Source organism: Dermacoccus sp. Ellin185 (assembly GCF_000152185.1).
Classification (GTDB): domain Bacteria; phylum Actinomycetota; class Actinomycetes; order Actinomycetales; family Dermatophilaceae; genus Dermacoccus; species Dermacoccus nishinomiyaensis.
In genome coordinates, this window is the sequence record NZ_AEIQ01000121.1 from 22,657 (window position 1) to 48,724 (window position 26,068).

Sequence of the window (26,068 nt, forward strand, 5' to 3'; positions counted from 1 at the left end):
CGGGCGCACTGAGCTACGGGGCATCGAGCCAACCAGCGTTTCGCGTCCATCGTGAGACGTAGGAACCCGTGAGACGCAGGCGCCCCGGCACGCTCGGCGTGCCGGGGCGTTCGAACGTCGGAGCCGTCAGGCGTCGACGTCCTTGATCTGCGCGAGGACCGTGCCGGCCGTCACCGTCTCGCCGACGGTCGCGGCGAGGCCGCTGACGACGCCCGCCTTGTGCGCGGTGATCGGCTGCTCCATCTTCATCGCCTCGATGACGACGATCGTGTCGCCGGCTTCGACCGTGGTGCCGTCCTCTATGGCCACCTTGACGACGGTGCCCTGCATCGGCGCGGTGAGCGAGTCACCGCTCGCCGCGGCGCCGCCACCGCCCTTGCGTGCGGCGCGACGCGGGCCGGCCGAGGAGCCCTTGCCCGCTCCGGAACTCACGGCGAGGGCGCCCGGTAGCGACACCTCGAGGCGCTTGCCGCCGACCTCGACGACGACGCTCTGACGGGCAGCCTGCTCGGCCGCGGCCTCGGGCGTGCCATCGTACGGCGAGATCTGGTTGTCGAACTCCGTCTCGATCCAGCGCGTGTGCACGCTGAACGGCGCGTCGGGGGCGTCGGTGAACTCGGGCGCGAACGCCGGATCCTCGACGACGACGCGGTGGAACGGCAGCACCGTCGGCATGCCCTCGATGACGGTCTCGTCCAGCGCGCGGCGCGAGCGCTCGAGCGCTTCCTTGCGGGTGCGGCCCGTCACGATGATCTTCGCGAGCATCGAGTCGAACGCGCCACCGATGACGTCGCCGGAGACGACACCCGAATCGACGCGCACACCCGGCCCGCTCGGCGCCTCGAACTTCTCGACGGTGCCCGGCGCCGGCAGGAAGTTTCGGCCTGCGTCCTCGCCGTTGAGGCGGAACTCGATCGAGTGTGCGTGCGGCGTCGGGTCGTCATAACCGAGCTCCTCGCCGCGGGCGATGCGGAACTGCTCGCGCACGAGGTCGATACCCGTCACCTCCTCGGAGACGGGGTGCTCGACCTGCAGGCGCGTGTTGACCTCGAGGAAGCTGATGACGCCGTCGGTGCCGATGAGGTACTCGCAGGTGCCCGCACCCGAGTAACCCGCCTCGCGCAGGATCGCCTTGGACGCCCGCAGCAGCTCGGCGTGCTGCTCGTCACTGACGAACGGCGCCGGCGCCTCCTCCACGAGCTTCTGGTTGCGGCGCTGCAGCGAGCAGTCACGCGTCGAGACGACGACGACGTTGCCGTGGTTGTCGGCGAGGCACTGCGTCTCGACGTGGCGCGGGCTGTCGAGGAAGCGCTCGACGAAGCACTCGCCGCGCCCGAACGCCGTGACGGCCTCGCGCACAGCCGACTCGTACAGCGACGGGATCTCCTCGATCGTTCGCGCGACCTTGAGGCCGCGTCCGCCACCGCCGTAGGCGGCCTTGATGGCCACGGGCAGGCCGTGCTCCTTCGCGAACGCGACGACCTCGTCCGCGTCGTCGACCGGATCCTTCGTACCGGGCACGAGGGGAGCGCCGGCCTTCGTCGCGATGTGACGCGCCTTGACCTTGTCGCCGAGCGAGTCGATGGCGGCGGGCGACGGCCCGATCCACGTCAGGCCCGCATCGAGGACGGACTGCGCGAACTCGGCGTTCTCCGCGAGGAAACCGTACCCGGGGTGGACGGCGTCAGCGCCGGAACGCTTCGCGACGTCGAGGATCCTGTCGACGACGAGATAGGAATCGCCGGGCGTCGAGCCGCCGAGGGAGTAGGCCTCATCGGCGACGCGCACGTGCAGAGCGTCACGGTCGGGTTCGGCGTAGACGGCCACGGAGGCGATGCCGTCGTCCTTCGCCGCGCGCGCAATACGGACTGCGATCTCGCCACGGTTGGCGATCAGGACCTTGGTGACAGAACTCATGTCCGTGACCTTATCGCCGCGGGGGGTGACCGGCGAGAATACCCGGCGGTAGGTTCCTCAGGCGCCGGGATCGACGTCATCCGAGCGCTCAACGCCGGAATACGAGAGCGCGCGGCGTGGTTGCCGCTGACATGGCTGAGAACACGAACGTCCCCACCGTGACCCTCCAGGCCGGCTCGGCGAGCATCGAGATGCCGCAGTTGGGCTTCGGTGTCTGGCAGGTCGAGAACGACGGCGCATCCGCCGCCGTGCAGGAAGCCCTGAAGGTCGGCTACCGCAGCATCGACACCGCCCGCATCTACGACAACGAAGAAGGCGTCGGGCAGGGCATCGCCGCCTCCGACGTGCCGCGCAGCGACATCTTCCTCACGACGAAGGTCTGGAACGACGACCAGGGGGCCGAGGCGACGAAGAAGGCCTTTGACGCGTCCATCGAACGCCTCGGCGGCGAATCGATCCTGCCGCTCGACCTCTACCTCATCCACTGGCCCACGCCCGAGAAGGACACCTACGTCGACACCTTCAAGGCGATGCTCGAACTGCGCGACGCCGGCAAGATCCGCGCCGTCGGCGTCTGCAACTTCGAACCCGAGCACCTGCAGCGCCTCAAGGACGAGACCGGCGAGTTCCCCGCCATCAACCAGGTCGAACTGCACCCCAAGTTCCAGCAGAAGGCCGTCCGTGACTTCTGCGCCGACAACGGCATCGTCGTCGAAGCCTGGAGCCCCCTCGGCCAGGGCGGCGACATCCTCACCAACCCCGTGCTCGAAGGAATCGCCGAACGCGTCGGCAAGACCGTCGCGCAGGTCATCATCCGCTGGCACCTGCAGATCGGCAACGTCGTCATCCCCAAGTCCGTGACGCCCGCCCGCATCGCCGAGAACTTCGACGTCCTCGACTTCGAACTCACCGAAGACGACCTCCACGCCATCAGCGACCTCGACAGCTCCGACGGTCGCATCGGCCCCCACCCGAACGACTTCAACTGACGTTGTGGCCGCCGCGAGCACATGCTCGCGGCGGCACGTGGGGGTGAACCCATCAGCCGACTTCGGGCATCAAGGCGTGGTACATCGCCTCCATGATGACTGCTGGGGCGGGGACTCCCTCCCGCGGTTCGTCCCGGAGGAGGACGGTAGGTTGGCGGCTTGGATGATTCCAGGACGAATATGCAGTGGTTGGAGCGTTCGGTGAATCGTAGTGTTGGTGCGCAGTTGCGTCATCAGGGGCGGCGAGTTGTGAATCCCTTTGTCAAGAGCGGAAGTTTCGACGAGCCGGGTACGGGTACGCAGGTCACTGAGTTTGTGGCGGGGGCGGCGCGGTGAGTTGGTTTCGCGGTATCAAGTGGGAGGAGTACAGCCAGGTTTCTCCGGAGACGTTGGCGTGTGTGGATGAGGCCTTGTCGTTGTGGGATCGGAGCATTTCACGGCTGGCGAATGAGTACTTGGGTCCGGAGATTCGTTCTGAGTTGGCGACCGAGGCCGGTTTCGCTGAGGGGTGCCGCAATGTGGCGATGTTGGCGACGGTGATGGGGCAGCGCGATGTTGCTGTCGCGTTGATGCGTGCCCAGGCGACCGAGGATCAGGGCAAGGATGGTCTGGTGGCGCGCGGGATGGAGCGCGGCGCGCTTCATTGGTGTGCTCAGGTGTTGAGCTTGCCGGGTTGGGAGCGGTTGTTTTTTGATCCGTGCGATGCGGATGATTTGGGGCTGGAGCTGACGTCTAAGATTCTTAGCTTTCCGGTGACTCAGTACTTCATTGCTGGCTCTGATGCGACCAGGGAGTCGTATTGGTCGAGCGATCAGGTAACGAGCATGAGGTATTTGTTGCAGGACATGGCAAAGATGGCTGCGTATCGTTTTTGGCCTGCGTATAACGATTTGGGGTTGTCGGCTCAGGATTTTGAGGATGAGTTGGTGGCTGATGCGGGGTTGTTGCGGCGGGTGCTGGGGTTGAGTTCGGCGTTGCCGGTATTTGAGGTGGATGAGCGCGTGGATTTGCCGGATGGGTTCAAGGGTTTGTTGCCGTATCGGCGTTCTGAGCGGACGAGTTTGGCTCGTCGTCGTGCGCTGGGGAAGTTGCCTCCTGCGGAGGTTTCGGGTGCGAGTGTGCTTGCGGGCCCGTATGGGTCGGCGCGGCATGAGGCGTGGTTGGAGCAGGAGCGTCAGCGCAATCTCTGAGGTCACCCATCAGTGATGGGGCGTTGTGTACGTGCGCTCTCGATCGCCCGCGTGATGTGCAGGGTTGGTGGCTTGGATGATCCGAGGACGAATATGCAGTGGTTGGAGCGTTCGGTGAATCGTAGCGTTGACACTCACACGCAATTTCGAATTCTGTGGCGGCGAAATGCCCAAACCCCTTCTCCAGGAGAAGAGAGTTCCGAGGGCGGGCGAGAGGACCCGTTCAGCGAACGGCATTCGAGGTGGAGGTGAACGCTCGTGCGACGAGTGGCCGACTCAGCGCGGGAAAGATCCGTTTGCTTCCTTGGTCCGGTCGGGCGGCGAATCTGTCCCGGCGTGTGGGTGCCACCCTGCTAGTGTCGGCTTTCCGGCCCAGCGGCGTTCCGAGTTCGCCCGGCCGACCCAACTGCCCGCAACACGAGAGGTTCTCATGTCGTTGACACTCACGGCTACCGACGCCGACACGCGACCTTACGAGGCGACTCTCCTCGACGGGGTTCTCTCCGAACGCAACGTTGCTGGAGCGACGTTCAACAACGGGTTGCTCCGCTTCCACAACGCGGCATCTGCCGAACTTGCGCAGCAGAACCTGTACGAATTCTTCGGCGATCGCGCCAGTGAGCTCACCCCCTTCGCCTTCGACTGGCGCGGCCGTCACTTCTGCCGGGTGCAGCTCGACGGCGAAGACATGGCGCTGCGGGCGGACAGTGCGTTCAATGAAGCGAGCCCCCTCACCGACTACGCCGGTACCGTCGCTTTCCTCCTCGACGACCCCGGGGCCGTCGAATTCCTTGAAGAAGCAGTGATGCAAGAAGCCTTCGCAGCCCTGCAGATCTTCGGCCTGCGATTCACCGACTGCATCGGCCTGAAGGTTCCTGCGTTCCTCGGAGGCGAAGAAACCATCGCCAACATGGAGGTCAACGACATGGACGTCTACTGGAGCTTCAACGCCCAGGTGTACAACCAAGTGAAAGACACGCCTCCCGGAACGCCGATCCGCCTCGGCTGACCGGCGCTCCCCATGCCCACACATCACGTCGACGAGGAGATACCAGCATGACCGACGACCAGCAGCTCCTGGCCAACCTTGAGCGGATCGCGACGCGCGAGGAGCTCGTCTGGAACGATGCTGCCGATCCGGATGAGCTCGAGAGCCTGGAGGCATCCCTCGGAATCGAGGTTCCGAGCGCGTACCGAAGGGTTCTGGAGTGGCACGACGGCACCGACGATCGTGAATTCTGCTCGATCGAGGAGTCCGTAGAGGCAGCCGAAGAACTCCTCGAGTTGTGGGAAGACGTCGTCGAGGAGAGCAACCTCGCCCCGAGCGAGCGCAACATCGAACCCGGCACCGGACGCGTCAAGGACGGTGACTTCGTCAAGGGGTGGGTGCCGTTCTACGACTACGGGACCGGAGCGTTCGACCTGCTCGACTGCAACCCCGGCCCGAACGGCTCACACGGTCAGGTCATCCACTACGACCCGGATGGCACGAACGCTGTCACTCACCCTACGCTCGCAGCCTGGGTAGCCGAGCGCGCCGCACACTGACGGCGACCCCACCTGCGCATCGCCCGTGCTTCGTGGCGATGCCGTCACCACACTGGAGAACTGCACCATGGCGTCGCACCACCTGACCGTCTTCGGTAACGAGGTTGCCCTCGACGGCCGCTCCATCGATGTTCCCGCGGGGGCCAACCCGCACACCATCGCCGTGCGAGCCGCCAAGGAGATGGCGAGTACTGGATCGAGACCCGGCGAGAGCGTGCACATCGAAGTACGCAACGATCAGGGAGTGTTCCCCTCGTCATCACGGACGGTGAAGTGAGCGCAGGCCGCGTCGAACCGACCGCGTCCGACGCAGGGTCCGCGGACACGGGCGAACCTGCCAACTCGCGCGGGATCGAATCTGCCACCGAGCCGTCCCGAGCAGAGCCAGCCGCCGGCACTATGCAGAGTCTCCACTCGGCCGAGGGCGCGAGTACGCCAAGAGCACCAGAACCGGCGGATGATGACGCGCCGGCGGCCACTGGCTGGAAGGACGGTGGTGACATCATGACGTCCCTGCGCTCGGCGTGGGCGGCCAACGCCGAAGTCCGCACCTGCCAGGCCCGCAGCCGGCCGCGAAGGCGTCCGACGTATCCAAGCGACACCTCTGTTCGCTCCGCCAGAGCCGCGCGCGCCTGACGCACACCAGCCCTTTGACCACACGTTCATCGGGAAGCACCGCACCGAGACGCCCACCCCGGCGCCCGTCGGCGGATTCGCGGGCGTTCTCGCCCAGTTCGGCATGGGTGGCCCGAGCCAGGCACAGCAGGCCGAGGAAGCGGACAAGATCGCCGTCTCGAAGGTGTGGACCCGGCCCAAGGGCAATGCCGTCGCCAACGGTAAGGGCGGCTCAGGCAAGACGCCGACGTCGCTGTACCTTGCTGCGATGTTTGCTCGCCTCGGGGGCGGCATGGTGTTGGTCGACGACAACAACACCTTCCGCGGTGCCGCCGGCTGGCAGACGGAGAACGCCGCGCACGGTGCCACGAAGGAAGACCTCATCGCCGCGCTACCCACCTTTGACGGGTCGGAGCGCGCGGCTGACATGGCGCGCTTCACCCACCACCAGACGACGGACCGCTGCGACGTTCTACAATCCCGCCCGCAGAAGCTGGCGCGCGACCAGGCGCTCGACGACGCTGAGTTTGATGCGATCCAGGAGTTGCTTCGTCGTTTCTATCGGGTTGTCGTGTTCGACTCCGGCAACGACGAGTCGGCACCGAACTGGCTGCGTATGATCCATCACAGCGACGCGCTCGTCGTGCCGACTGCCACCACGCCGAAGCACTGCGAATCAGCGAAGCTGCTGCTCGAGGCGCTCACGGCCGCCGGCGGGCACGGAGCCGAACTGGCGCGAAACGCGGTCATCGTCGTGTCGCACGCCTCGACGAACGACCCAGCTCCCGAGCAGGTCGCCCCGCGGTTCGAGGGCATGGCCCGTGAGGTGCTGACCATCCCGCACGACCCGGCGATGGCGCGCGAATGGTTGAGGTGGGACGACCTGGCTCCGCGCACGCAACGCGCGTGGCTCGCCGTTGGTGCAGCAATTGCCCGTGGCCTCGAGGAGTGACCTGTGACGCGTCTCGACCTGGTCGTCGACGGCGGGCGAGCCCTCGTTGACGGAACACCGCTTGAGCTTCCTCCCGGCGCGGATCCAGCCGCGGCCCTCGTGGCTCACGCGCAGGACCGAGCTCGAATCGAGGGGCCGGTGTTGGCGCACCTGCGCGACGGAGCGGGCACGGATGTGTGGGTGAACGTGGGTGCGGACGGTGCAGTGACTCCGGCGGAGGAACCGAACCTGGACTCTGCCCCGGTGTCGGCGCCCCCGACAGCCCTGAGTGCGTGGAGCACCGAGCCGCGGCAGCCGGGCGGGCGTGGCTGGAGCAATCGGTTCAAGCGCGATGACGTGGCACCTTCGCGGCGCGCCCTGCTCGACGGCGGCAGCGCGATCGGTGCGCTTGCACTGGCAGGCGGCGGGTGGGCACACGCCACTGCAGGCGATGACGAGCGGCCCCCGGAACCAGCCTCGTCGACACCCTCTCGCTCGGTGGTACTTCCTCACGGGCAGAACGCACCTGCGGGGTGGCTGGAGCAGGCAGTTTGGTCGGTCGAAGATGTCGCCGATCCGAAGCCGCAGGTCGATGTGCGTGACGGCGTGTTCGCCGTGCTCACCCAACCTCCCCGCACCGGAGCCGTCGAGGTCGTGGTGGCAGGTGCGCGCGATGGCCGCAGACGGTGGAGCAACACGCTCGAAGTAGGCGAGATCGTCACGGACGGCCCGTTCATCCTGAACCGGGACGGCAAGCTCATCGTCTTCGTGACGACGCCGAAGCGCCTTCTCGGCTGGGAGCTTCGAACCGGTGTTTCCTTCACGGATCACGCCTTCACCACGGAGGACGCGAGTGTCGGTTTCGACTTGTTGGGTGCCTGGATCGGCACCGGCGGACGGCGGTTCTACGGGTTGACGAAGAAAGGCCTGGCTCCGTTCGACATCCCGGACGAGGCATCGAGCTTCGGCACAATCGGTGACCGCATGTTGGTGGTCGATTCCGGGGCGCAGGCATGAAAGCTTGAGTCCGGGAAGCCAGACCCGAGCCCGTCAAGTTGCAGGGCCCCAAGGACGCCACGCCCGGCCGGGTGGTCGCTGTCACGGACGAAGTGCTAGTTCTGGCGTGGAACAGGTGGCGGAACGTAGCGCTGCGGGCATACGACCTCAAGACCATACGACCTCAAGACGCTCAAGCCCCGCTGGACGACGCCGTCGGAGCCGCGCTGGGAGGCATACCTCGGTACGGCTCGGATTGCGCCTGACCAGACTTGGGCCACTGTGGGAAACCGCCGTGTTGATCTCACCTCGGGCAAGGCATCCGTCATCGCAGCCAAGTGGACGCCTGTCGCCATCTCGGACGGCTTCGCGTGGGGTGACGATGGTTCATACATCCTCGCCTGTGACAGATCGGGCGAGCTCGTGTCGGGGAAGCCGACACACCGGTCCAACGAGACCGTGATCGTTGTGGCCGGGTACGGCGATCAGGCGTTCGTCACGTCCGCTGCATACGGAACGCCGACGTTGTATTCGTTGAACCGCGCTGTGTGACGGGTCGATGCGTGCGTCGGCCGACTGATGGCGCAGACAAGTTTCCCCCTCCCGAGTCCATCGATGGGTTCACGAGAGCTGGGACGGACCCGGCGTTGGAGACGTCTGCATGCGGCGACAGGTAACTCGGTCGTCGCGTGCACCAAGCCACCTCGACGTAATTGACCGACGCGAGGGGCGTGTCCGGCACCGATCGGTTCGTCAGCTTATGTTTGGTGGTGAACAAGCACGGCTCGACGTGAGCAGCATCTGTGCCACACTGCAGCATCGCTCAAGGGAACCCCGCCGCGAGCGACGACGACGTAGGTCGAGACCGCAAGGAGAATCGCAGCTGCGCTGCACGCCCGCGCCCGCGCCCGTGATCCGTATCCTTGACTCGACGCAGGGGAGGAGCAGGCATGGGTGAGATGTTCGCGGGCCGGTACGAGCTGGTCGACCAGATCGGCGAAGGCGGCATGGGGTCCGTCTGGCGCGTCCACGACCACAAGTCGCGCCGCCTCGTCGCAGCGAAACTGTTGCGCCAGTCCGACGCCGGATCGCTGCTGCGCTTCATGCGCGAACAAGGCATGCGCATCGAGCACAATCACGTCGTCACCCCCCTCGGCTGGGCCGGCGAGGACGGCCGCGTCATCTTCACGATGCCCCTCATCGACGGTGGCTCGCTCAGCGAACTCGTCAAGGAGAACGGCGCCCTGCCCTACCCGCTGGTCGCGGAACTCATGCGCCAGATCCTCGACGGACTCGACGCCTGCCACAGCGCCGGCATCGTGCACCGCGACATCAAACCCGCCAACATCCTGCTCGAAGCGACCGGCATGGGCCGCCCCTCGGCGTGGATCACCGACTTCGGCATCGCCGTCAGCGTCGACGCGCCCCGCCTGACGAGCAACGAGATGGTGCTCGGGACGCCCGGCTACATGTCGCCCGAGCAGGCCAAGGGCCACGACCCCGACCCGCGTCAGGACCTGTACTCCGCCGGAATGATGGGCCTGCACATGCTGACCGGCATCAAACCCGGAGCCAGCATCCGTGTCCGCAAGGACGACGTGCCCCCGCGCCCTGAGGGTATCCCCGACTCGCTGTGGAACCTGCTCGTCGCCCTCGCCGATCCCGTCGCCGACCGGCGGCCCGCCAACGCGCGCGACGCCCTCAGCTGGCTCATGCTCCCGGAGAACGCCTGGCAGGAATGGGCGGCCCGCCCGATCCCCGACCGCCTGCCCGAGATGACGACGTCAGGGGAGTTCGTCCGCCTCGAGGCAGGTGCGGCCGCCCGCGCCCTCGACGGGTTCACGGACTCCTCCGCGGCGCCCGCCACGGTCATCGACGGCGCAGCGGTGCGCCGTCGCCCCGCCGTTAAGGCGTGGATCGCGGCTCCGGCCGCTCTGGCGGCGGCCATCGCGGCAGCGTTCGCGTTCTGGCAGCCGTGGGGCGCGGGCGACGGCGCGTACGACCCGCAGCTCGCCAACACCGGCGGCGTCTGCGCCTACGCCGACGCCGGCACGACCGCCCAGACGACGAGCGGCAAGACCCTCACCTGCACCGAGAAGGACGGCTCGTACTCCTGGCAGGGCTGACGACGGCCGGCAGGACGCGGGCGGGCAAGACGTCGGCCTGCAGCGACAGGCGACGGCTCGAGTGCGTCTGATGGCGTCCGACGAGCGTCAGTGCTTCTCGCGGCGTCGCAGCACGTACCCGAGCCCGACGACCGCGCCGATGCCGAGGACGAGTGCGCCGCCCCACAGCAGCGGGTTGGCCGACGACTTGCCGACGCCGCTGATGTTGCCCGGCTCGGGCTGCTGCACCGCCATCGACGGGCCCGCGTTCGGCGTCCCCGTGACGCGCACGGACAGGACACTGTCGAACTCCGAGGAATCCTGCAGCTTCGGCGTCGACGACGACGGCGTCACGTCGAGCACCACGTAGTACCAGCCCGGGTCGCTGTGCCACTGCAGTGCGTCCGAGCCGCTCGAGTCGACGTTCGCGTTGCCGTAGTCGATCGGCGCGGTGTAGACGCCGAGATCCTTCGAGCCCGGATCCGACGACGACTCGAACAGGTAACCCGACGACGTCCCGGCGCCCGACAGCGTCGCGGAGACGAGGGAGGGGTTGAACATCTGCATCGACAGGTTGAGATCCTGCGACGGGTTGTACGTCGTGCCGTTCTTCGGCGCCTGCCAGCCGAACGACATGCGCTGACCCCACGACAGATGCACGCGGAAGAACATGCGCCGGCCGATGGGCGTCTTCACCGTGTACCCGCCGGGACGCAGGATCGTGGCGTTGGCGAAACCGTCACCGGCCGTCGCCGTCGTGGACGCCTCGAGCGCCTGCGTCGTCATGTCGGGCACCTCGCCCGCAGGCACCCTCACGGTGCCGTTGACGCGGGGCGTGCGCTTCACGGCGATCTGCACGGGCATGGGCGTGGCGTTGTCGCCGTCGATGGTGCGCTTGATCTCGAGCCGATACGACGTCGCGGCCAGGCAGGCGTCAGCGCCCGAACCGAGCGATGACGACGTGCGCGCAGTCTTGGCCTCGTCGACGTCGACGTGCGTCGCGAGCAACCCGGGCGTGCCGCTGCTCGTCAGCGAATCCGAGTCGGAACTGCACGTCGTGGCGCCGTCCGCTGTCGTCAGCGTGAGCTGCAGGCCCTGCGAACCGGAGTCGACGGACCACGCGTTGTCCTTCCAGCTCGCCGAACCGTTGATGCTGACGCTGAGGCGCTCGCCCTCGCCGCGCTTGACCTCGACGTACCGTGACGTCGCGTCGACGGGCAGCGTCGAGGAGTACAGCCCCGGCGCCAGCGGCGTGCCCTGGCCGGAGGCGAGGGACAACTCGACCGCGTGGCCGCCGGGAACGAATGTGTTCGTCGCGGGGTCCTCGCCGTACGCCGGTGCTGCCGCGAAGGCGGCCGCGCACGTCAGTGCCGTCAGCGATGCCGCGACGCGCGAGTTGCCCATCGTGTTCCTCCCCATGAGTTCGTGCGCTGACAGTGTCTCAGGTGATCAGGCGCACGGGGGCGTAAGCGGCCTTTCGATGCGTCGCCCTGCGCCGGACGCGGTGCGACCAGCTCTCGCCATCAGGGGTTGACGACAGGGCGGCGGATCAGGGTTTCCCCACGCGCCCGTGCGGTGGTCCCTGCTGATCGAGCCAGGTCAGGCTGCCATGTTCCACAGCTCGTGCCAGGCGACGCCGACCTCGGCGAGCATCTCGCGCAGCAGCGGCAGACCGAGGCCGACTACGGTGTGAGGGTCGCCCTCGATGCGTTCGACGTAGGCGCCCGCGAGGCCGTCGATCGTGAACGCGCCCGCCACCCACAGCGGTTCGCCGGTGGCGACGTAGGCGTCGATCTCCGCGTCGTCGAGGTCGGCGAAGTGGACGATCGTCGACGAGACGGCACCGAACGTCGCGCCGGTGCCCTCGACGCGGTCGTCGACGATCCAGTGACCGGTGTGCAGGGTGCCGCTGCGCCCCCGCATCGCCTGCCAGCGCGCGCAGGCGTCGGCGGTGTCCGCGGGCTTGCCGAGGATCGCACCGTCGAACTCGAGCACCGAGTCGCACCCCAGGATGATGCCGCCGTCCTCGATGAACGCGTCGGGCGTCTCGGCCGGAACCTCGTCCTGCGCGAGGACCGACGCGACGGCCTCACACTTCGCGTTCGCGAGCAGGAGCGCCACGTCCTCGGCGGCGAGTTCGCCCGGCCCGTCGTGCTGCGCGCGGGCGGCGACGACGACAGCGTCCTCGTCGACGTCGGAGACGAGGACGAACGGTTCGATGCCGGCGCTGCGCAGGGTCGCGAGGCGGGCGGGGGACTTCGAGGCGAGCACGAGGACGGTCATGGGCTCAAGAATATCGGCGCGCCGAGGCGGGCCGGACGCCCGTCAGCCCGGCAGGTTGTCGACGAAGCACCAGCGCCATTCCTCACCCGCCTCGAACGAGCGCATGACGGGGTGACCGGTCGCGCGGAAGTGCTTCGTCGCGTGTTGACCGGCGGAGGAGTCGCAGCAGCCGACGTACCCGCACTCGGTGCACATGCGCAGGTGCAGCCACGTCCGACCCTCTTCCAGGCAGCCCTGGCAGCCGTCGTGCGACTGGGGTGAGGCGTAGTCGTGCGCGGCCTTCTCCAGGTGTTCGCAGCCGCCCTGACGAACCTCCGGCGTGAGCAGCGGGCCTGCATCGCGCAGCCCGGCGTTGCGCTCCTCGGCGGTGACGATCATCGACTCCTCGATGTCGAGCTGCATCATGATGCTGTCGATGACCTCGTGGTCGACGCGGCCCTCGTTACGCATCTCGAGTGCCTTGTCGCGTTCGGCGTTGATCATCTTCTGACGCAGGATGCGGTACTGCTGCGTCGGGCCCATCGTGTCGTTGTTGCCGAGCAGTTCCCACTGCAGGTTCGCGCGGCGCATGTCCTGCTTCTGCAGCGACTTGATGATTGCCTCGGGGGTGTCCGCCAGTTCCGGGTCGTCGGCGAGGGCCTTGCGCATCGCCGCCTCACCGGCATCGACGGAGGCCTGCATGACCTGGGCGCGCGCGAGGGCGTCCTCACGCGGGTCGGGCGCGCGTAGCTTCATGAGGTTGGCGACGCGGCCGAGGGTGAAGCCCTGGATGACGAGCGTGCCGATCGTCACGACGAGCGCGATGAAGACGAGCGACTCGCGGTGCGGCGTCTCGGGCGGCAGCAGGAACGCGGCGGCGAGCGTCACCACTCCGCGCATGCCCGCCCAGCCTGCGACGGCGCCCTCGCGCAGGCTGAGGGGGCGCGAATCCCAGCGCGAGACCTTGCCGAGCCAAGCCGCCGCGATGATGAACATCGGCCGCACGAGCATGACGGTGACGAGGACGGCGACCGCGTACAGGCTGGTGCGTTGGAGGCCGAGGTCCGATGTTTGGACCTGGTCGATGATCATCGACACCTGCAGGCCGATGAGCAGGAACACCATGTTCTCGAGCAGGAACTGGATCGAGTTCCAGTTCATCCGCGATGCGACCCGCGCCTGCGCCGTGTTGTAGTACGGCGCCTTGAAGCCGAGCAGCACGCCGGTGACGACGACGGCGATGACACCAGATGCCTTGATCGCCTCCGCCGGGAGGTAGGCGACCCACGGCGTGATGATGCTGATCGCGACGCTCGTCACGGCGTCGCGGATGTGCTTCTGCACGAACTCCACGACGTAGAACGCGATGACACCGATGACGATGCCGCCGAGCGCCGCGATGACGAAGGCGAGGCCGGCCCTGCTCGCCGAGAACGACCCCGTCAGCGCGCTCACGGCGGTGCCGACGGTGACGAGGGCCGTCGCGTCGTTGAAGAGCGACTCGCCCTCGAGGACGGCGACGAGACGTCGCGGCAACCCGATGCGGCGGGCGACGGCGGTCGCGGCGACGGCGTCCGGGGGAGCGACGACACCGCCGAGCGCCATCGCGGCGGCGAACCCGACGGGCATGAGCCACCACGAGACGAGCCCGACGGCGAACGCCGTCACGAGGACGAGCAGGATCGACAGCTGGACGATCTGGAACACGTCGCGCTTGAGATCGATGATCGAGGTGCGGATCGCCGTCGCGTACAGCAGTGGCGGCAGGAACCCGAGCAGGATCACTTCGGAGTCGACGTGGACCTCGGGGACCTGCGGCAGGTACGACGCCACCGCGCCGATGGCGACGAGCAGCAGCGGCGCCGACAGGCCGACGCGGCGCGCGAGGACGGAGACACTGATCGTCGTCGCGACGAGCAGGAAGATGGGAAGAGCGATGTGCACGTCGACATTGTCGCGGATGGCGAGCGGATCCGCAGAATACGTCCGGCCGTCATGCGGGGCTCAGAGGATGAGGTGACTCAGGGCAGCATCCACGACAGGGCGTGCGCCTGCAGGTAGACGAGCGTGCACAGCACGAGCAGCATGCCGAGCGACCACAGCACGACGGCGCGGAAGATCTTCGACTCCTTGCCCTGCAGGCCGACGGCTGTCGCCGCGATGGCCAGCGACTGTGGCGAGATCATCTTGCCGACGACTCCACCGGAGGTGTTGGCCGCCGTCATGAGGTGCGGGTCGAGCCCGGCCTTCTCCGCGGCCGTCTGCTGCAGCGTCGAGAACAGGGCGTTCGCCGAGGTGTCCGAGCCGGTGACGGCGGTGCCGACCCAGCCGAGCACGGGCGACAGGAACGCGAACCACGCGCCCAGCCCGGCGACGAACGTGCCGATCGCGATGGTCTGGCCGGAGAAGTTCATGACGTAGGCGAGCGCGAGCACCGACGCGATCGTCAGCGCCGAGAAGCGCATCGTGTAGAAGCAACGCCCGATCTCCTTGAACGCCTCACCCAGCGTGAGCGGGAAGCGGCCGCCGCCGTCACGCAGGGAGTAGACGATCGCGACCATGAGCCCGGTGAGGAACAGCAGCGTGCCCGGGCTCGACAGCCACTGCAGCGTGTAGACGGTCGAGGAGATCGACTTGCCCTTGGCGTTGACGAGCTCGCCGTTGAGGCCCGGCCAGGGAATCTTGACGTCGGTGGCGCTGAGCTTCGCAGGGATGTCGACGCCCAGCTTCCACAGCTTCGCGATGCCGAACACGACGACGACGAGCAGATAGGGCAGCACGGCCATCCAGATGCGGGAGGCGCTGAGCGCCTCGGCGGGAACGGGCGCTTCGATGTCGAGGCTGCGACGCACGTCGTCGGCGCCCTTGGGCTTCCAGAAGCGCAGCAGGACGATGGCGGCCGCGAGCCCGACGAGCGAGGCGACGACGTCCGTCAACTCGTACGAGAAGTACGTCGAACACCACCACTGCGCGATCGCGAACGCGCCACCGGTGACGAGCGCAGCGGGCCACGCCTGGACGAGCCCGCGCTTGCCGTCGATGATCATCATGAGGAAGAAGGGAACGGCTATCGCGAAGAACGGTGCCTGGTGGCCGACGACGGCACCGATGTGCGCGGGGTCGAGGCCCGTCAGGTTCCCGGCGGTCGTGATCGGGATGGCGACGGCGCCGAACGCCACCGGCGCCGTGTTCGCGATGAGGCACACGACGGCCGTCTTGAGCGGCTTGAGCCCGAGGGCGAGCACCATCGTCGCCGTGATGGCGACCGGCGCGCCGAACCCGGCGAGGGCCTCGAGAAGGCCGCCGAAGCAGAACGCGATGAGCATGGCCTGGATGCGAATGTCGCCGCCGCCGATCGCGTCGAAGATCGAGCGCAGGTCGTTGAAGCGGCCCGAGATGACGGTGACCCGGTAGAACCACAGCGCCATGACGACGATCCACACGATCGGCACGAGACCGTAGACGGCGCCCTGTGTCGCCGACAGCAGGGCGAGGTGTGTCGGCATGCCGAACGCGACGACGGCGATGACGAGCGAGACGACGAGGCTCGCGAGGCCTGCGACGTAGGCGCTGGCCTTGGCGATCAACAGCATCGCGAAGAACGTGAGGAGGGGCAACGAGCCCACGAGAGCGGACAGCGCCAGGCTGTCGCCGACGGCGTCGGGGGTCGCGGTGTAGGTGATCACGCGGACTCCTTGCGGGGGTGGGGAGGCTGGCTCAGCTTTGGTCGGACCATTATTGGTCAGACCAAACTGTACATGATGCAGGTCACATCGACGTGATGCAGCTCTCGTTGCGTCTCGGACGGGGAGGGTTGTGGCGCGGCCGGCGCGAGCATGACGAAGCCCGGCATCAGTGAGGACCGATGCCGGGCTCGACCGGGCGGCGAGTGGGTGAGCGACAGACTGCGTGCGGCGTCAGCCCCCGATGATGCGCGGCGCGCCGCGGTAGGCGCGCACGTGGTTCCACGCCGCGATCTGCGCGTACGCCTTGTGCTTCGGGTTGCGCTCCCCGTCGTACTTGAGCGGGTCGGCCCAGCGTCCGCGCTTGACGAGCGCCGCGGCGGCGTCGCGCTCTGCGCCCTTCGGCAGCAGACGCGCGATGGTCTGCGGCGGCAGGACGGTGTAGACGAGGTCGTCGGACGGCGCCGGCGCGGTGACGGGGGAGTTCTCGACGAGGTCGCTGACGAGCTGCTCGGCGACGTTCGCCCCCGAACCGGTGGCGTAGTAGCAGTTGCGTCCGTAGCGCGGGTTGACCTCGAAGAACTTGACGGAACCGTCACGCGGGTCGCGGATGGCGTCGAGGTTGGCGAAGCCGTGATAGTCGGCCGTCTCGAGGATGCGGCGCGAGGCTTCGACGACGTCGGGCATGTCCTGCACGACCTGGACGTCGGGGATGCCGAGGTAGGCCGGGCGCGGATCCTGCAGGAGCACCCGCGACGTGCGCGCCAGCGTGATCTCGCCGTTCTTCGCGCGGTACATCGTGACCGACAGGATCTCGTCGCCGGGGATGAGATCCTGCGCGAGCATCTCGCCGGTGAAACCCGCGTCGACGAGGCGGGTGATGAGCGCGTCGAGCTCGTCGCGCGAGTCGACCTCGTACAGCTTCTTCTTGCCCGGCATCGACAAGGCGTTGTGCAGTGCCGAATCGGCGGGCTTGACGATGATCGGGTAGGGGAACGTGACGTCGTCGGCGCTCGGGCGCCCGGTGGCGAAGTCGAGGACGACGGTGCCCGGCGTCGCGACGCCCGCCTCGGCGCAGACGGCGTTGAAGTGGTTCTTGTCGGAGATGCGCTCGAGCATCGCGGGGCTCTCGTGTGGCACGACGACGTTGGTGCCGAGCGTGTCGCGCTTCGCCGACAACGACTGCACGTAGCCGTCGTTGTTCGTCAGCGGAATGATCGTCAGATCGAGGTTCTCAGCGGCAATACGGCGGATCTCGGTGAGGACGAGGTCGTGGTCGTTGATCGCGGCGAACCCGAGTTCTCGCGTGTCGTGGAACAGCGTTGAGTCGGCCGTCGCGCCCGTCGTGAACGGGACGACGAGGACGCTCGTCAGGCCGTAACGCTCGTGGAACGCGCGCGCCAGGGCGTAGCCCGAGAGGGTGAAGTCGAGCACGACCGGCAGCACCGCGGGAGTGCCGCCCTGACCCGGCGTCGCACCGCGTGCGGGGCCGGCGACCTTCGCGGCGAGGGCGGTGGCGGCGGACGAGGCGGTGCGCATCGTCCGCGACGGCAGGCTGCGAACGGTGCTCGGACCCTTGCTGCGGGCGTCACGCACGAGGGCCTTGGCCTTCGTCGACGCACGGTACGCGGAGAGCACCTGCGGGCGCACGACGAGATCCCACGGGCCCGGGACGTCACGCGCGCCGTCCTTGCCGAACTTGAGCTTGAAACCGTCGAGCGAGCTGAGCGCGGGCGCGCGGTCGCTGCCGAGACCCATGAAGTCGAACGTCGACGCGCCGCGGCTCTTCGCCGCGAGCATGCACTCCCAGACCATGCGGTTGGCAGCGAAGCTCTTGCGGGCGGCCGCGCTCGTCGCGGCGTAGAAGTAACGCGCCTCGCCGTCATAGATGGTGACGAGCGCCCACGCGACGACGGCGCCGCCCGCAGAGGTGTCTCGCACCGTGTAGAGGCGGCAGATGTCGGGGCCGAGCTGGGAGAGCATGTTGAAGTAGAACTGCGCGGGACGCAGGTCGAAGTGGCCGCGTTCGGCGGTCTCGGTGAAGACGGGGAAGACCTGCTCGGCGAAGTCCTGTTCGCTGATGCCCGTCTCGTCGGTGAAGACCAGGGCGTCGTTCTTGAGCCCGTACCGCAGGTCACGGCGGCCGTTCTTCGACATCGACGCCATCAGCTCGTCCTCGCTGAGCGAGAGGTCGAGCACGAGCGTACGGTCGTAGAAGACCTCGGTGAGCGGCTCGGTGAGGTCGGGCGCCGCGTGCGTGGCGTGCAGGCGGACGAGTGCCGCCCTGGGGTGCTCGGCCTTGACGTACGCTGCCAGGGCGTCGCGCAGGGCGCGCTCCTCAGCGGCGCTGGGCGCCGCGTGCGTCAGCCAGATCGGGGCGAACTTGCCCCACAGCTGCACCAGCGTGCGGCCGGCGAACTCCGTCAGGCTCAGTGCGGCGACGTGGGCGCCCGCGGCGTCGTGGACGAGCAGGTAGCGCCAGTGACGGCGGCCCGGCAGCGAATCGTCGTAGCGCGCCCACTCGGGCGACTGCTCGACGGGCACGCGCGCGCCCGCGTCGTGGATCGTCCGGACGAACTCGTCAGCGTCGACGGCGACGATCGAGTAGGGCGAGGTCGTGGCGAGGCTCGACTGGGTGGGCGACATGGTGGCGTAGCGCTCCGAAGGTTGGGGACATCGGCTTGCGCCAGCCTACCGGCGCCCCCGCTCCCACCCCGTCAGGCACGCATGGGGCCCGCCCCATCTGCGTTTTTCGTTCACATTCGCTCAGAGGCGCGAAGGTGGACGCGGTTCGCCGATGGGGACGCGAATCGCGAAGGTGGATAGGAATCGCAGGTGGGTCAGGGGGCGAGGATGGCGTCGCGCAGGACGTCGAGGCCGACGCCGCCGATGTCGAGGGCGCGACGGTGGAAGGCCTTGAGGTCGAAGGCTGCGCCCTCGCGACGACGCGTCTCCTCGCGCAGCGACAGCCACAGGCGCTCGCCGATCGAGTACGACGGCGCCTGCCCCGGCCAGCCGAGGTAGCGGTCGAGCTCGAAGCGCAGGAAGCCCTCGGCCATGTCGGCGTGCGCCGACAGGAATGCCCACGCCTTGTCGTACGTCCAGGCGCCCCCACCAACCTCGGCGGGAGCCTCGAAACCGCAGTGCACGCCGATGTCGACGATGACGCGCGCGGCGCGCAGCGACTGCCCGTCGAGCATGCCGAGGCGGGTGGCGTCGTCCGTGTGGAAGCCGAGCTCGTCCATGAGGCGCTCGGCGTACAGGGCCCAGCCCTCCGCGTGCCCGGATGTCCACGACCCCATGCGGCGCCACCGGTTGAGCAGGCCCGAGCGGTACATCGTCTGCCCGATCTGCAGGTGATGGCCGGGGACGCCCTCGTGGTAGACGGTCGTCAGTTCGCGCCACGTGCCGAACCGTTCGACGCCCTTCGGCACCGCCCACCACATGCGTCCGGGGCGGGAGAAATCCTCGCTCGGGCCGGTGTAGTAGATGCCGCCCGACGACGTGGGCGCGATCATGCACTCGATGCGACGCACCGGGTCGGGGATGTCGAAGTGCGTGTCCGCCAGAGCGCTGACGGCGGCGTCGGCGCTCGCCTGCATCCAGGCGCGCAGCGCGTCGGTGCCGTGCAGGGCGTACGCGTCGTCGGCGTCGAGGGCGGCCATCGCGCCCTTGACGCCGGCGCCGGGCGCGATGCGTTCGGCGAGGCGCGACATCTCGTCGGTGATGCGCGCGAGTTCGTCCTGACCCCAGCGGTAGGTCTCCTCGAGGTCGACTCGCGCGCCGAGGAACTCGCGGCTGTGCAGCGCGTACCGCTCACGCCCCACCCCGTCGTGCTCGGGCGCGCGCGGCAGCAGTTCGTCGCGCAGCCGCGCCCCTGCGTCGGCGTAGGCCCGCGCGGCGAGCGCGGCAGCCTCGCGCACCTCGTCCTGCACCGCGCTGGCATCGCCACCACCCTCGACGGCGGCGCGCTCGGCGAGCGAGAGGAAGTACCCGTCGCGTCCGCCGTGCTCGGCGCATTGCTCGCTGCAGCGTTCGATCTGGCGCTGCGCCGCGACGATGCCCTGCGACGCGGCGTGATCGAGCGACGCGAACCAGCCGTCGAGCGCCTCGGGGACGGCGCGCAGCCGGTGCGCGATCGTCTCCCAGTCCTCGTCGCTGTCGGTCGGCATGAGGTCGAAGGTGTCGCGCATCATCTGCAGCGGCGACGCGATGACGTTGAGGTCGGCGAGGTCGTAGCCGGCGTCATGGATCTCCTCGGCGAGCTCGAGGCGCTCCTGCAGCGCGGCGAGCGTCACGGCGTCCACGTCGTCCTGCGCCGACGCGGTGCGCAGCGCCGACAACGTCGAGCGACGCAGATCGGACGCGGCCGCGTAACCGTCGGGGGAGAAGTCGTCGAGCAGATGATCCTGGCCCGGGATGCCGAGCGCCGTTGCCTCGATCGGCGACAGCGCGACGGACGCGTCGAGGTAGCCGTCCGCGATCTCGTCGAGACGGGTCGTGGCGCGGGGCTCGCTCGAGGTGCTCATGTACCGATCCAACGCGACGCACGTCACAGCGCGCAAGTACATTGACGCCCATGACGACGCCGCCGATGAGTCCAGCTCACCCCGATCCTGACGCCCGGCCCGCTGCGGCGGGTGCGGTGAAGGCAGCGGCAGCGGGGCAGAGGGCGTCGGCCGAGGCCTCGGCATCGGGCTCGGAGGAGCAGGCGAAATCCACCGCGACGACGGCCGCGTCACCGACATCCGGCTCGGCGGAGTCCGCGAGCTCCACCGCGGCGTCCACGGACTTGGCTTCCACCTCAGCGGCGCGGGCCGACGCCACGTCACCCACCGCAGGTGGAGAGCTCGTCGTCGTCGGTGTCCAGATCGGCCGACCAGAGGTGTGGGATGCGAAGAAGCACCGCACGGGGATGCGCAAGCGACCCGTCGCGAGCATCGGCGTCGCCGACCCCGGCCCGCGCGAGGCGGGTGGGCGCAGCGGCGTCAGCGGTGACCACGTCGGTGATCTCGAGCATCACGGGGGCAGCGAGCAGGCGGTGTACGTGGTCGCGCGTGAGGAGCTCGACCACTGGGGCGCCGAGCTGGGGCGTTCGATTCCCGACGGGGCCTTCGGCGAGAACGTCACGACGCGGGGCGTCCGCGTCGACGACGCCGTCATCGGCACCCGCTGGCGCATGGGCACCGCGCTGCTCGAGGTGACCGGCCCCCGCGTTCCCTGCCGAACCTTCGCCTGGGCGATCGACGAGCCGCGCTGGGTCAAGCGCTTCACCGACCACGGACGGCCCGGCGCGTACACCCGCGTCGTCGAGCCCGGGACGATCACGGCGGGCGACATGGTCGACGTCGTCGACGTGCCCGAGCACGGCGTCACCGTCGTCGACGTGTTCCGCGCCTACACCGGCGGTGCCCGCGCGATCATCGAACGCGTCGTCGCGGCCGGCGTGATGGCGCCGCGCTACCAGGCCAAGCTCGAAGCCAAGCTGCGCTGAGCATCATTGCCCGCAATCGCGTCACCTCTGACGCGATTCCGGGCAACGATCATCCGCCGAAGGCGAGCCTCAGCGCGGCAGGCGCGATTCGGCCCAACTGCGCGGACGGGCGTGGCGGACGTGCGCGGGGCGTCCCCACATGGAACGCACCGGGGCGGATGATTCAGTGCCCGACGCCGCAGCCGCTCGCGCCAGGACGACAGCAGTGACGGCGGCGATCTCCTCGTCGGTCGGCGCGCCGCTGACGAACCGGATCGTCGGGCGCGGGCTCTCGGTTGCCTCGCTCACAGCGGGATGTTTCCGTGCTTCTTGGGCGGCAGGTCCTCGCGCTTGTGACGCAGCGCCCGCAGCGCCTTGACGACCTGGACGCGCGTCTCGTGCGGCGGGATGACCGCGTCGACGTAGCCGCGGTCGGCTGAGATGTACGGGTTGGCGAGCGTGTCCTCGTACTCGGCGATGAGCTGCGCGCGACGCTTCTCGACGTCCTCGGCGCTGCCGTTCTCGGCGACCGCCGTCAGCTCCTTGCGGTACACGATGTTGGCCGCGCCCTGCGCACCCATGACGGCGATCTGCGCCGTCGGCCACGCGAGGTTGACGTCGGCGCCGAGGTGCTTGGACCCCATGACGTCGTACGCACCGCCGTACGCCTTGCGCGTGATGACGGTGACGAGCGGCACCGTCGCCTCCGCGTAGGCGTAGAGCAGCTTCGCGCCACGGCGGATGATGCCGCCCCACTCCTGGTCGGTACCGGGCAGGAAGCCGGGCACGTCGACGAGCGTGAGGATCGGGATGTTGAACGAGTCACAGAAGCGGATGAAACGCGCCGCCTTCTCGCTCGCGTTGATGTCGAGCGTGCCGGCGAGCTGAGCCGGCTGGTTTGCGACGATGCCGACGCTGTGCCCCTCGACGCGCGCGAGCCCGCAGATGATGTTGGGTGCGAACAGCGGCTGCACCTCGAGGAAGTCGGGGCCGGAGCCCGCATCGTCAGGATCCGCGGGGTCGACGACGGCGGCGATGACGTCGTTCATGTCGTAGGCGAGGTTCGCCGAATCGGGCACGAGCGTGTCGAGCGCGCGGTCGGCGTCGGTGATCTCGAGGTCGGCGGTGACCTCGAACGAGGGCCCCGGGTCCATGTTGTTGCTCGGCAGGTAGCCGAGCATCGCCTTGACGTACTCGATCGCGTCGTCCTCGTCGCTCGCCATGTAGTGCGAGACGCCGGAGCGCGAGTTGTGCGTGTGCGCGCCGCCGAGCTCCTCGAAGCCGACGTCCTCACCCGTCACCGTCTTGATGACGTCAGGGCCGGTGATGAACATGTGCGACGTCTGATCGACCATGACGGTGAAGTCGGTGATCGCGGGGGAGTAGACGGCGCCACCGGCGCAGGGGCCCATGACGAGCGAGATCTGCGGGATGACACCGCTCGCGTGCACGTTGCGACGGAAGATCTCGGCGTAGAGACCGAGCGCGACGACGCCCTCCTGGATGCGCGCGCCGCCCGAGTCGTTGATGCCGATGACGGGTGCGCCGAGCTTCATCGCGAGATCCATGACCTTGCAGATCTTCTCGCCGAAGACCTCACCGAGGGAGCCGCCGAAGACCGTGAAGTCCTGACTGAACACGCAGACCGTGCGCCCGTCGACCGTGCCGTAGCCGGTGACGACGCCGTCACCGTAGGGGCGGTTCTTGTCCTGCCCGAACTGCGTCGAGCGGTGACGCGCCAGGGCGTCGAGTTCGACGAACGAGCCCTCGTCGAGCAGCCGTTCGACGCGCTCACGAGCCGTCAGCTTGCCCTTGGCGTGCTGCTTCTCCACCGCGCGGGCCGAACCGGCGTGCACCGCCTCCTCCGTGCGGTTCGCCAGATCCTTCAACCTTCCGGCCGTGGTGTGCAGATCGAGGGAGGTGTCCGGGGGCACGTCGTCGAGCGTCATGGGCGACAGCCTAACCTTGTCACGTGACCTCGAACACGAACTCGTCAGTAGCCTTTTCGCCAGGGATGGCGCGGGATCTGCGTGCCGACGGGTGGGCTCGCGTCGACCTGTTCGACGAGGTCGATTCGACGAATGTGGTCGCCCTCGACACCGCCGAGCGCTGGCACCTCGTGGCCGCCCATCGCCAGCGCGCCGGGCGCGGACGCCTCGATCGGGCCTGGGTGACGCCCACGGGCGCCGCCGTCACCGTCTCGATGACGCTGCCGCTGCCACGGGACGCGGCGACGTGGGGTTGGGTGCCGTTGTTCGTCGGTGACGCCGTGCGCGCCGCCCTCGCGCAGCTGGCCGACGAGCGCGGGGCGGACGTCGAGTTCGTCACGAAGTGGCCCAACGACGTCCTGGTGTGGGATGACGACGGCGTCGAGAGCGGCGCCGACGCCGACGCCGGCCCGGGCACCGGCGGGGCGAGCGGCGACTGGCGCAAGGTCGCCGGCGTCCTGTGTCAGGTGGCGTCGGGCAACCTCGTCGTCGCGGGCGTCGGGGTGAACGTGGCTCAGCAGCGCGGCGAGTTGCCCGTCGACACGGCGACGTCGACGTCACTCGTCGGGTTGGACGCCGCGCGTGACGAGGTGCTCGCGGCCGTCGCTGCGCACGTCGCCCGTGCCGCGCGTGCCTGGTGCGAACCCGTGGCGCTCGCGGCCGCCCGCGAGAGCGTGCGTCGACACTGTCGCACGATCGGCAGCCTCGTCGACGTGCACACCCCCGACGGCAAGGTGGCGCGGCGGCGAGGCGTCGGCATCGACGACGGCGGGCGGCTCGTGACGACCGTTCCCGGTGCGCGTCCAGGCTCAGCGCCTACGATGGCGTACTCGGTGGCGGACGTCGTGCATGCCCGCCTGGGCGGCCGCGCGGAGGCCGGCGAGCCACACGGGCGGAACGCCGACGAGTGATCGGTACGAGGCAGAAGGCGAGACGTGATGGCTGACCCGGTGTCCCACCTCGATTCCGACGATTCGATGTTCATCGACGCGGTCGAGCGACGCCTCATGGGCGCGCCGCGCCGCTACAAGCGCCGTGACCTGTCGACGCACGCCGGGGTCGACGCCGACGACACCCGTCGCGTGTGGCGCGCTCTCGGTTTCGCCAACTCGCGTGAGGCGGACGTCGCGTTCTCCGACACCGACCTCGACGCCCTGCGCGCGGTGTCCGCGATGACGGCCGCGCACGATCTCGACGTCGACACCCTCCTCGGGCTGGCGCGTGCGCTGGGGCGCACGACCGATCGACTCGCGATGTGGCAGGTGCAACTCGTCGTCGACATGCTCGCGCAGCGTGACGGCGGCCCGCGCGGCGGCAAGCCCCTCGCCCGCGCCGCAGCGGAGGAGATGGCGAGCCTCGTCGACGACCTCGAGCCGTTGCTCCTCTACGTGTGGCGCCGCAACGTCGGCGTCGCCCTCGCGCGCCTGCTGGCAGACGCGCAGCCCGAGACGCACCTCGGTGTCGTGCGCACCGTCGGTTTCGCCGACCTCGTCTCCTTCACGCGCCTCGCGCGTCAGCTCAGTGAGAGTGATCTCGCGGCGCTCGTCACGCGGTTCGAGGCGGTCGCCTCGGACATCGTCAGCGAGCACGGGGGCGCCGTCGTCAAGACGGTCGGTGACGAGATCCTCTTCTCGCACCAGGACCCGGAGGGCGCCTCGCGCATCGCGCGTGCGCTCAAGGAGATGTCGGAGGTCGACGACCTGCTGCCGCAGATGCGCGTGGGCCTGTCGACGGGTCGCGTGCTCGCGCGTCTCGGCGACATCTACGGCACGACGGTCAACCGCGCCGCACGCCTGACGAACGCCGCCGCGGCGAGTCAGATCCTCGTCGACGAGGCAACGGCCGACGCGCTGCGTCACGACCCGGAGTCGACGCTGCGCGCGCACGAACCGTTGGAACTCGCGGGTATCGGCCTCAGCGCGGCCTGGATCCTGCTCTGACGGACCTTTCTGAAGCACTCTGCTCAGGACGAATCCTGCTGGACGGATCGGGCGTCGGACGCCTGCGGGTGAACGCCAGGTGACGATTCGGCGACAAAGCCCTGCTGTATACATTTCTGTCAAGTCGGCTGGATGGGCAACTGACAATTCGTCGGTCCGCAAGGCACCGCAGGGTATGCCGGGCTGCCTATAGTCGTGCTCATGAACGACGTCCTGGTCGCCCGCGGGGGTTTCGGCGACGACACGGCTCTCATGCGCATGAGCCACGCAGCACACCTCTCGGTCCGCACCGTGGAGGGCACGCTCGAAACCGTGACGCCCGAATCCGTCGGAACGGCGACCGCGTGCATCGTCTTCGCGGCGAACTGCCGCCGCGTCGACGGCGACGCCGACCTGGGCGGCGGCGCCACGGCCGCGCCCGACGGGGGGCG

The 26,068-nt window shown here is 68.6% G+C and carries 21 protein-coding genes; 12 read left to right on the forward strand and 9 right to left on the reverse strand.

The genetic code is table 11. The features are described 5' to 3' along the window. Positions 1-126: 126 nt before the first annotated feature. The gene (locus tag HMPREF0321_RS13790) at positions 127-1,917 is read right to left on the reverse strand and encodes a biotin carboxylase N-terminal domain-containing protein (protein WP_006947319.1); all 1,791 of its coding nucleotides are present in this window, start codon (positions 1,915-1,917) and stop codon (positions 127-129) included. A gap of 131 nt (positions 1,918-2,048) precedes the next feature. Here HMPREF0321_RS13790 and HMPREF0321_RS13795 point away from each other — a divergent pair, with 131 nt between their 5' ends. The 8 genes from HMPREF0321_RS13795 to HMPREF0321_RS13835 all read left to right on the forward strand — a co-directional run bounded on the left by HMPREF0321_RS13795 (position 2,049) and on the right by HMPREF0321_RS13835 (position 10,312). Further along, positions 2,049-2,906, forward strand: a complete 858-nt coding sequence (locus HMPREF0321_RS13795; RefSeq protein ID WP_040015134.1) for an aldo/keto reductase — start codon at positions 2,049-2,051, stop codon at positions 2,904-2,906. A gap of 332 nt (positions 2,907-3,238) precedes the next feature. After that, positions 3,239-4,096, forward strand: a complete 858-nt coding sequence (locus tag HMPREF0321_RS13800) for a hypothetical protein (protein WP_040015135.1) — start codon at positions 3,239-3,241, stop codon at positions 4,094-4,096. Positions 4,097-4,526: 430 nt separating this feature from the next. Then, positions 4,527-5,105 (forward strand): hypothetical protein, encoded by a 579-nt coding sequence (locus HMPREF0321_RS13805; RefSeq protein ID WP_006947335.1) that lies wholly within the window; start codon positions 4,527-4,529, stop codon positions 5,103-5,105. A 47-nt stretch (positions 5,106-5,152) separates the two neighbouring features. Continuing rightward, on the forward strand, positions 5,153-5,644 hold the full coding sequence (locus HMPREF0321_RS13810; RefSeq protein ID WP_006947401.1) for an SMI1/KNR4 family protein: 492 nt from the start codon (positions 5,153-5,155) through the stop codon (positions 5,642-5,644). 67 nt (positions 5,645-5,711) lie between these two features. Next, positions 5,712-5,921, forward strand: coding sequence for a hypothetical protein (locus HMPREF0321_RS13815; RefSeq protein WP_006947350.1), 210 nt, complete (start codon positions 5,712-5,714; stop codon positions 5,919-5,921). A gap of 462 nt (positions 5,922-6,383) precedes the next feature. Further along, positions 6,384-7,211: a ParA family protein gene (locus HMPREF0321_RS13820; protein ID WP_006947376.1), complete on the forward strand. Its 828-nt coding sequence runs from the start codon at positions 6,384-6,386 to the stop codon at positions 7,209-7,211. Between the two features lie 3 nt (positions 7,212-7,214). Beyond that, on the forward strand, positions 7,215-8,207 hold the full coding sequence (locus HMPREF0321_RS16215) for a hypothetical protein (protein ID WP_006947379.1): 993 nt from the start codon (positions 7,215-7,217) through the stop codon (positions 8,205-8,207). Between the two features lie 929 nt (positions 8,208-9,136). Continuing rightward, entirely contained in the window at positions 9,137-10,312 is a 1,176-nt protein-coding gene (locus tag HMPREF0321_RS13835) for a serine/threonine-protein kinase (protein ID WP_006947322.1), read from the forward strand. An 87-nt stretch (positions 10,313-10,399) separates the two neighbouring features. On the opposite strand, the gene HMPREF0321_RS13840 is transcribed toward HMPREF0321_RS13835, so the two are convergent. From HMPREF0321_RS13840 to HMPREF0321_RS13870, 6 genes are all read right to left on the reverse strand, one after another. Then, positions 10,400-11,695 (reverse strand): hypothetical protein, encoded by a 1,296-nt coding sequence (locus tag HMPREF0321_RS13840; protein WP_006947365.1) that lies wholly within the window; start codon positions 11,693-11,695, stop codon positions 10,400-10,402. Positions 11,696-11,890: 195 nt separating this feature from the next. Next, positions 11,891-12,574, reverse strand: a complete 684-nt coding sequence (locus HMPREF0321_RS13845; RefSeq protein ID WP_006947392.1) for a nucleoside triphosphate pyrophosphatase — start codon at positions 12,572-12,574, stop codon at positions 11,891-11,893. A 42-nt stretch (positions 12,575-12,616) separates the two neighbouring features. Further along, positions 12,617-14,497: a Na+/H+ antiporter gene (locus HMPREF0321_RS13850; protein WP_006947352.1), complete on the reverse strand. Its 1,881-nt coding sequence runs from the start codon at positions 14,495-14,497 to the stop codon at positions 12,617-12,619. A 77-nt stretch (positions 14,498-14,574) separates the two neighbouring features. Continuing rightward, positions 14,575-16,239 (reverse strand): L-lactate permease, encoded by a 1,665-nt coding sequence (locus HMPREF0321_RS13855; protein WP_006947397.1) that lies wholly within the window; start codon positions 16,237-16,239, stop codon positions 14,575-14,577. Positions 16,240-16,470: 231 nt separating this feature from the next. Then, positions 16,471-18,882 carry a GNAT family N-acetyltransferase gene (locus HMPREF0321_RS15170; protein ID WP_006947347.1) on the reverse strand — a complete coding sequence of 804 codons (2,412 nt, stop codon included), beginning with the start codon at positions 18,880-18,882 and terminating at the stop codon, positions 16,471-16,473. 194 nt (positions 18,883-19,076) lie between these two features. Next, complete coding sequence (locus tag HMPREF0321_RS13870; RefSeq protein WP_006947330.1) at positions 19,077-20,765, reverse strand: DUF885 domain-containing protein; 1,689 nt, start codon at positions 20,763-20,765, stop codon at positions 19,077-19,079. Positions 20,766-20,815: 50 nt separating this feature from the next. On the opposite strand from HMPREF0321_RS13870, the gene HMPREF0321_RS17190 reads away from it, so the two are divergent. Continuing rightward, on the forward strand, positions 20,816-21,730 hold the full coding sequence (locus tag HMPREF0321_RS17190) for an MOSC domain-containing protein (protein WP_235006190.1): 915 nt from the start codon (positions 20,816-20,818) through the stop codon (positions 21,728-21,730). Between the two features lie 69 nt (positions 21,731-21,799). Here HMPREF0321_RS17190 and HMPREF0321_RS13885 read toward each other — a convergent pair whose 3' ends face one another. Together HMPREF0321_RS13885 and HMPREF0321_RS13890 are read right to left on the reverse strand one after the other, a co-directional pair. Further along, positions 21,800-22,018 (reverse strand): acyl-CoA carboxylase epsilon subunit, encoded by a 219-nt coding sequence (locus tag HMPREF0321_RS13885; RefSeq protein ID WP_006947331.1) that lies wholly within the window; start codon positions 22,016-22,018, stop codon positions 21,800-21,802. Next, the gene (locus HMPREF0321_RS13890; protein ID WP_006947382.1) at positions 22,015-23,658 is read right to left on the reverse strand and encodes an acyl-CoA carboxylase subunit beta; all 1,644 of its coding nucleotides are present in this window, start codon (positions 23,656-23,658) and stop codon (positions 22,015-22,017) included. Before HMPREF0321_RS13890 ends, HMPREF0321_RS13885 begins: the two co-directional genes overlap by 4 nt. Before the next feature lie 23 nt (positions 23,659-23,681). On the opposite strand from HMPREF0321_RS13890, the gene HMPREF0321_RS13895 reads away from it, so the two are divergent. The 3 genes from HMPREF0321_RS13895 to HMPREF0321_RS13905 all read left to right on the forward strand — a co-directional run. Next, on the forward strand, positions 23,682-24,608 hold the full coding sequence (locus tag HMPREF0321_RS13895; protein WP_006947377.1) for a biotin--[acetyl-CoA-carboxylase] ligase: 927 nt from the start codon (positions 23,682-23,684) through the stop codon (positions 24,606-24,608). A 27-nt stretch (positions 24,609-24,635) separates the two neighbouring features. Further along, on the forward strand, positions 24,636-25,637 hold the full coding sequence (locus HMPREF0321_RS13900; protein WP_006947388.1) for an adenylate/guanylate cyclase domain-containing protein: 1,002 nt from the start codon (positions 24,636-24,638) through the stop codon (positions 25,635-25,637). A gap of 201 nt (positions 25,638-25,838) precedes the next feature. After that, positions 25,839-26,068, forward strand: a 230-nt coding sequence (locus HMPREF0321_RS13905) for a hypothetical protein (RefSeq protein ID WP_040015138.1), incomplete at its 3' end; no start/stop codon positions are given.

What these genes read in the sequence shown, in the direction of transcription:
- HMPREF0321_RS13790 (WP_006947319.1), bottom strand. Translation starts at nt 1,917, where the DNA reads ATGAGTTCTGTCACCAAGGTCCTGATCGCCAACCGTGGCGAGATCGCA.
- HMPREF0321_RS13795 (WP_040015134.1), top strand. Translation starts at nt 2,049, where the DNA reads ATGGCTGAGAACACGAACGTCCCCACCGTGACCCTCCAGGCCGGCTCG.
- HMPREF0321_RS13805 (WP_006947335.1), top strand. Translation starts at nt 4,527, where the DNA reads ATGTCGTTGACACTCACGGCTACCGACGCCGACACGCGACCTTACGAG.
- HMPREF0321_RS13810 (WP_006947401.1), top strand. Translation starts at nt 5,153, where the DNA reads ATGACCGACGACCAGCAGCTCCTGGCCAACCTTGAGCGGATCGCGACG.
- HMPREF0321_RS13815 (WP_006947350.1), top strand. Translation starts at nt 5,712, where the DNA reads ATGGCGTCGCACCACCTGACCGTCTTCGGTAACGAGGTTGCCCTCGAC.
- HMPREF0321_RS13820 (WP_006947376.1), top strand. Translation starts at nt 6,384, where the DNA reads ATGGGTGGCCCGAGCCAGGCACAGCAGGCCGAGGAAGCGGACAAGATC.
- HMPREF0321_RS13835 (WP_006947322.1), top strand. Translation starts at nt 9,137, where the DNA reads ATGGGTGAGATGTTCGCGGGCCGGTACGAGCTGGTCGACCAGATCGGC.
- HMPREF0321_RS13840 (WP_006947365.1), bottom strand. Translation starts at nt 11,695, where the DNA reads ATGGGCAACTCGCGCGTCGCGGCATCGCTGACGGCACTGACGTGCGCG.
- HMPREF0321_RS13845 (WP_006947392.1), bottom strand. Translation starts at nt 12,574, where the DNA reads ATGACCGTCCTCGTGCTCGCCTCGAAGTCCCCCGCCCGCCTCGCGACC.
- HMPREF0321_RS15170 (WP_006947347.1), bottom strand. Translation starts at nt 18,882, where the DNA reads ATGTCGCCCACCCAGTCGAGCCTCGCCACGACCTCGCCCTACTCGATC.
- HMPREF0321_RS13870 (WP_006947330.1), bottom strand. Translation starts at nt 20,765, where the DNA reads ATGAGCACCTCGAGCGAGCCCCGCGCCACGACCCGTCTCGACGAGATC.
- HMPREF0321_RS17190 (WP_235006190.1), top strand. Translation starts at nt 20,816, where the DNA reads ATGACGACGCCGCCGATGAGTCCAGCTCACCCCGATCCTGACGCCCGG.
- HMPREF0321_RS13890 (WP_006947382.1), bottom strand. Translation starts at nt 23,658, where the DNA reads ATGACGCTCGACGACGTGCCCCCGGACACCTCCCTCGATCTGCACACC.
- HMPREF0321_RS13900 (WP_006947388.1), top strand. Translation starts at nt 24,636, where the DNA reads ATGGCTGACCCGGTGTCCCACCTCGATTCCGACGATTCGATGTTCATC.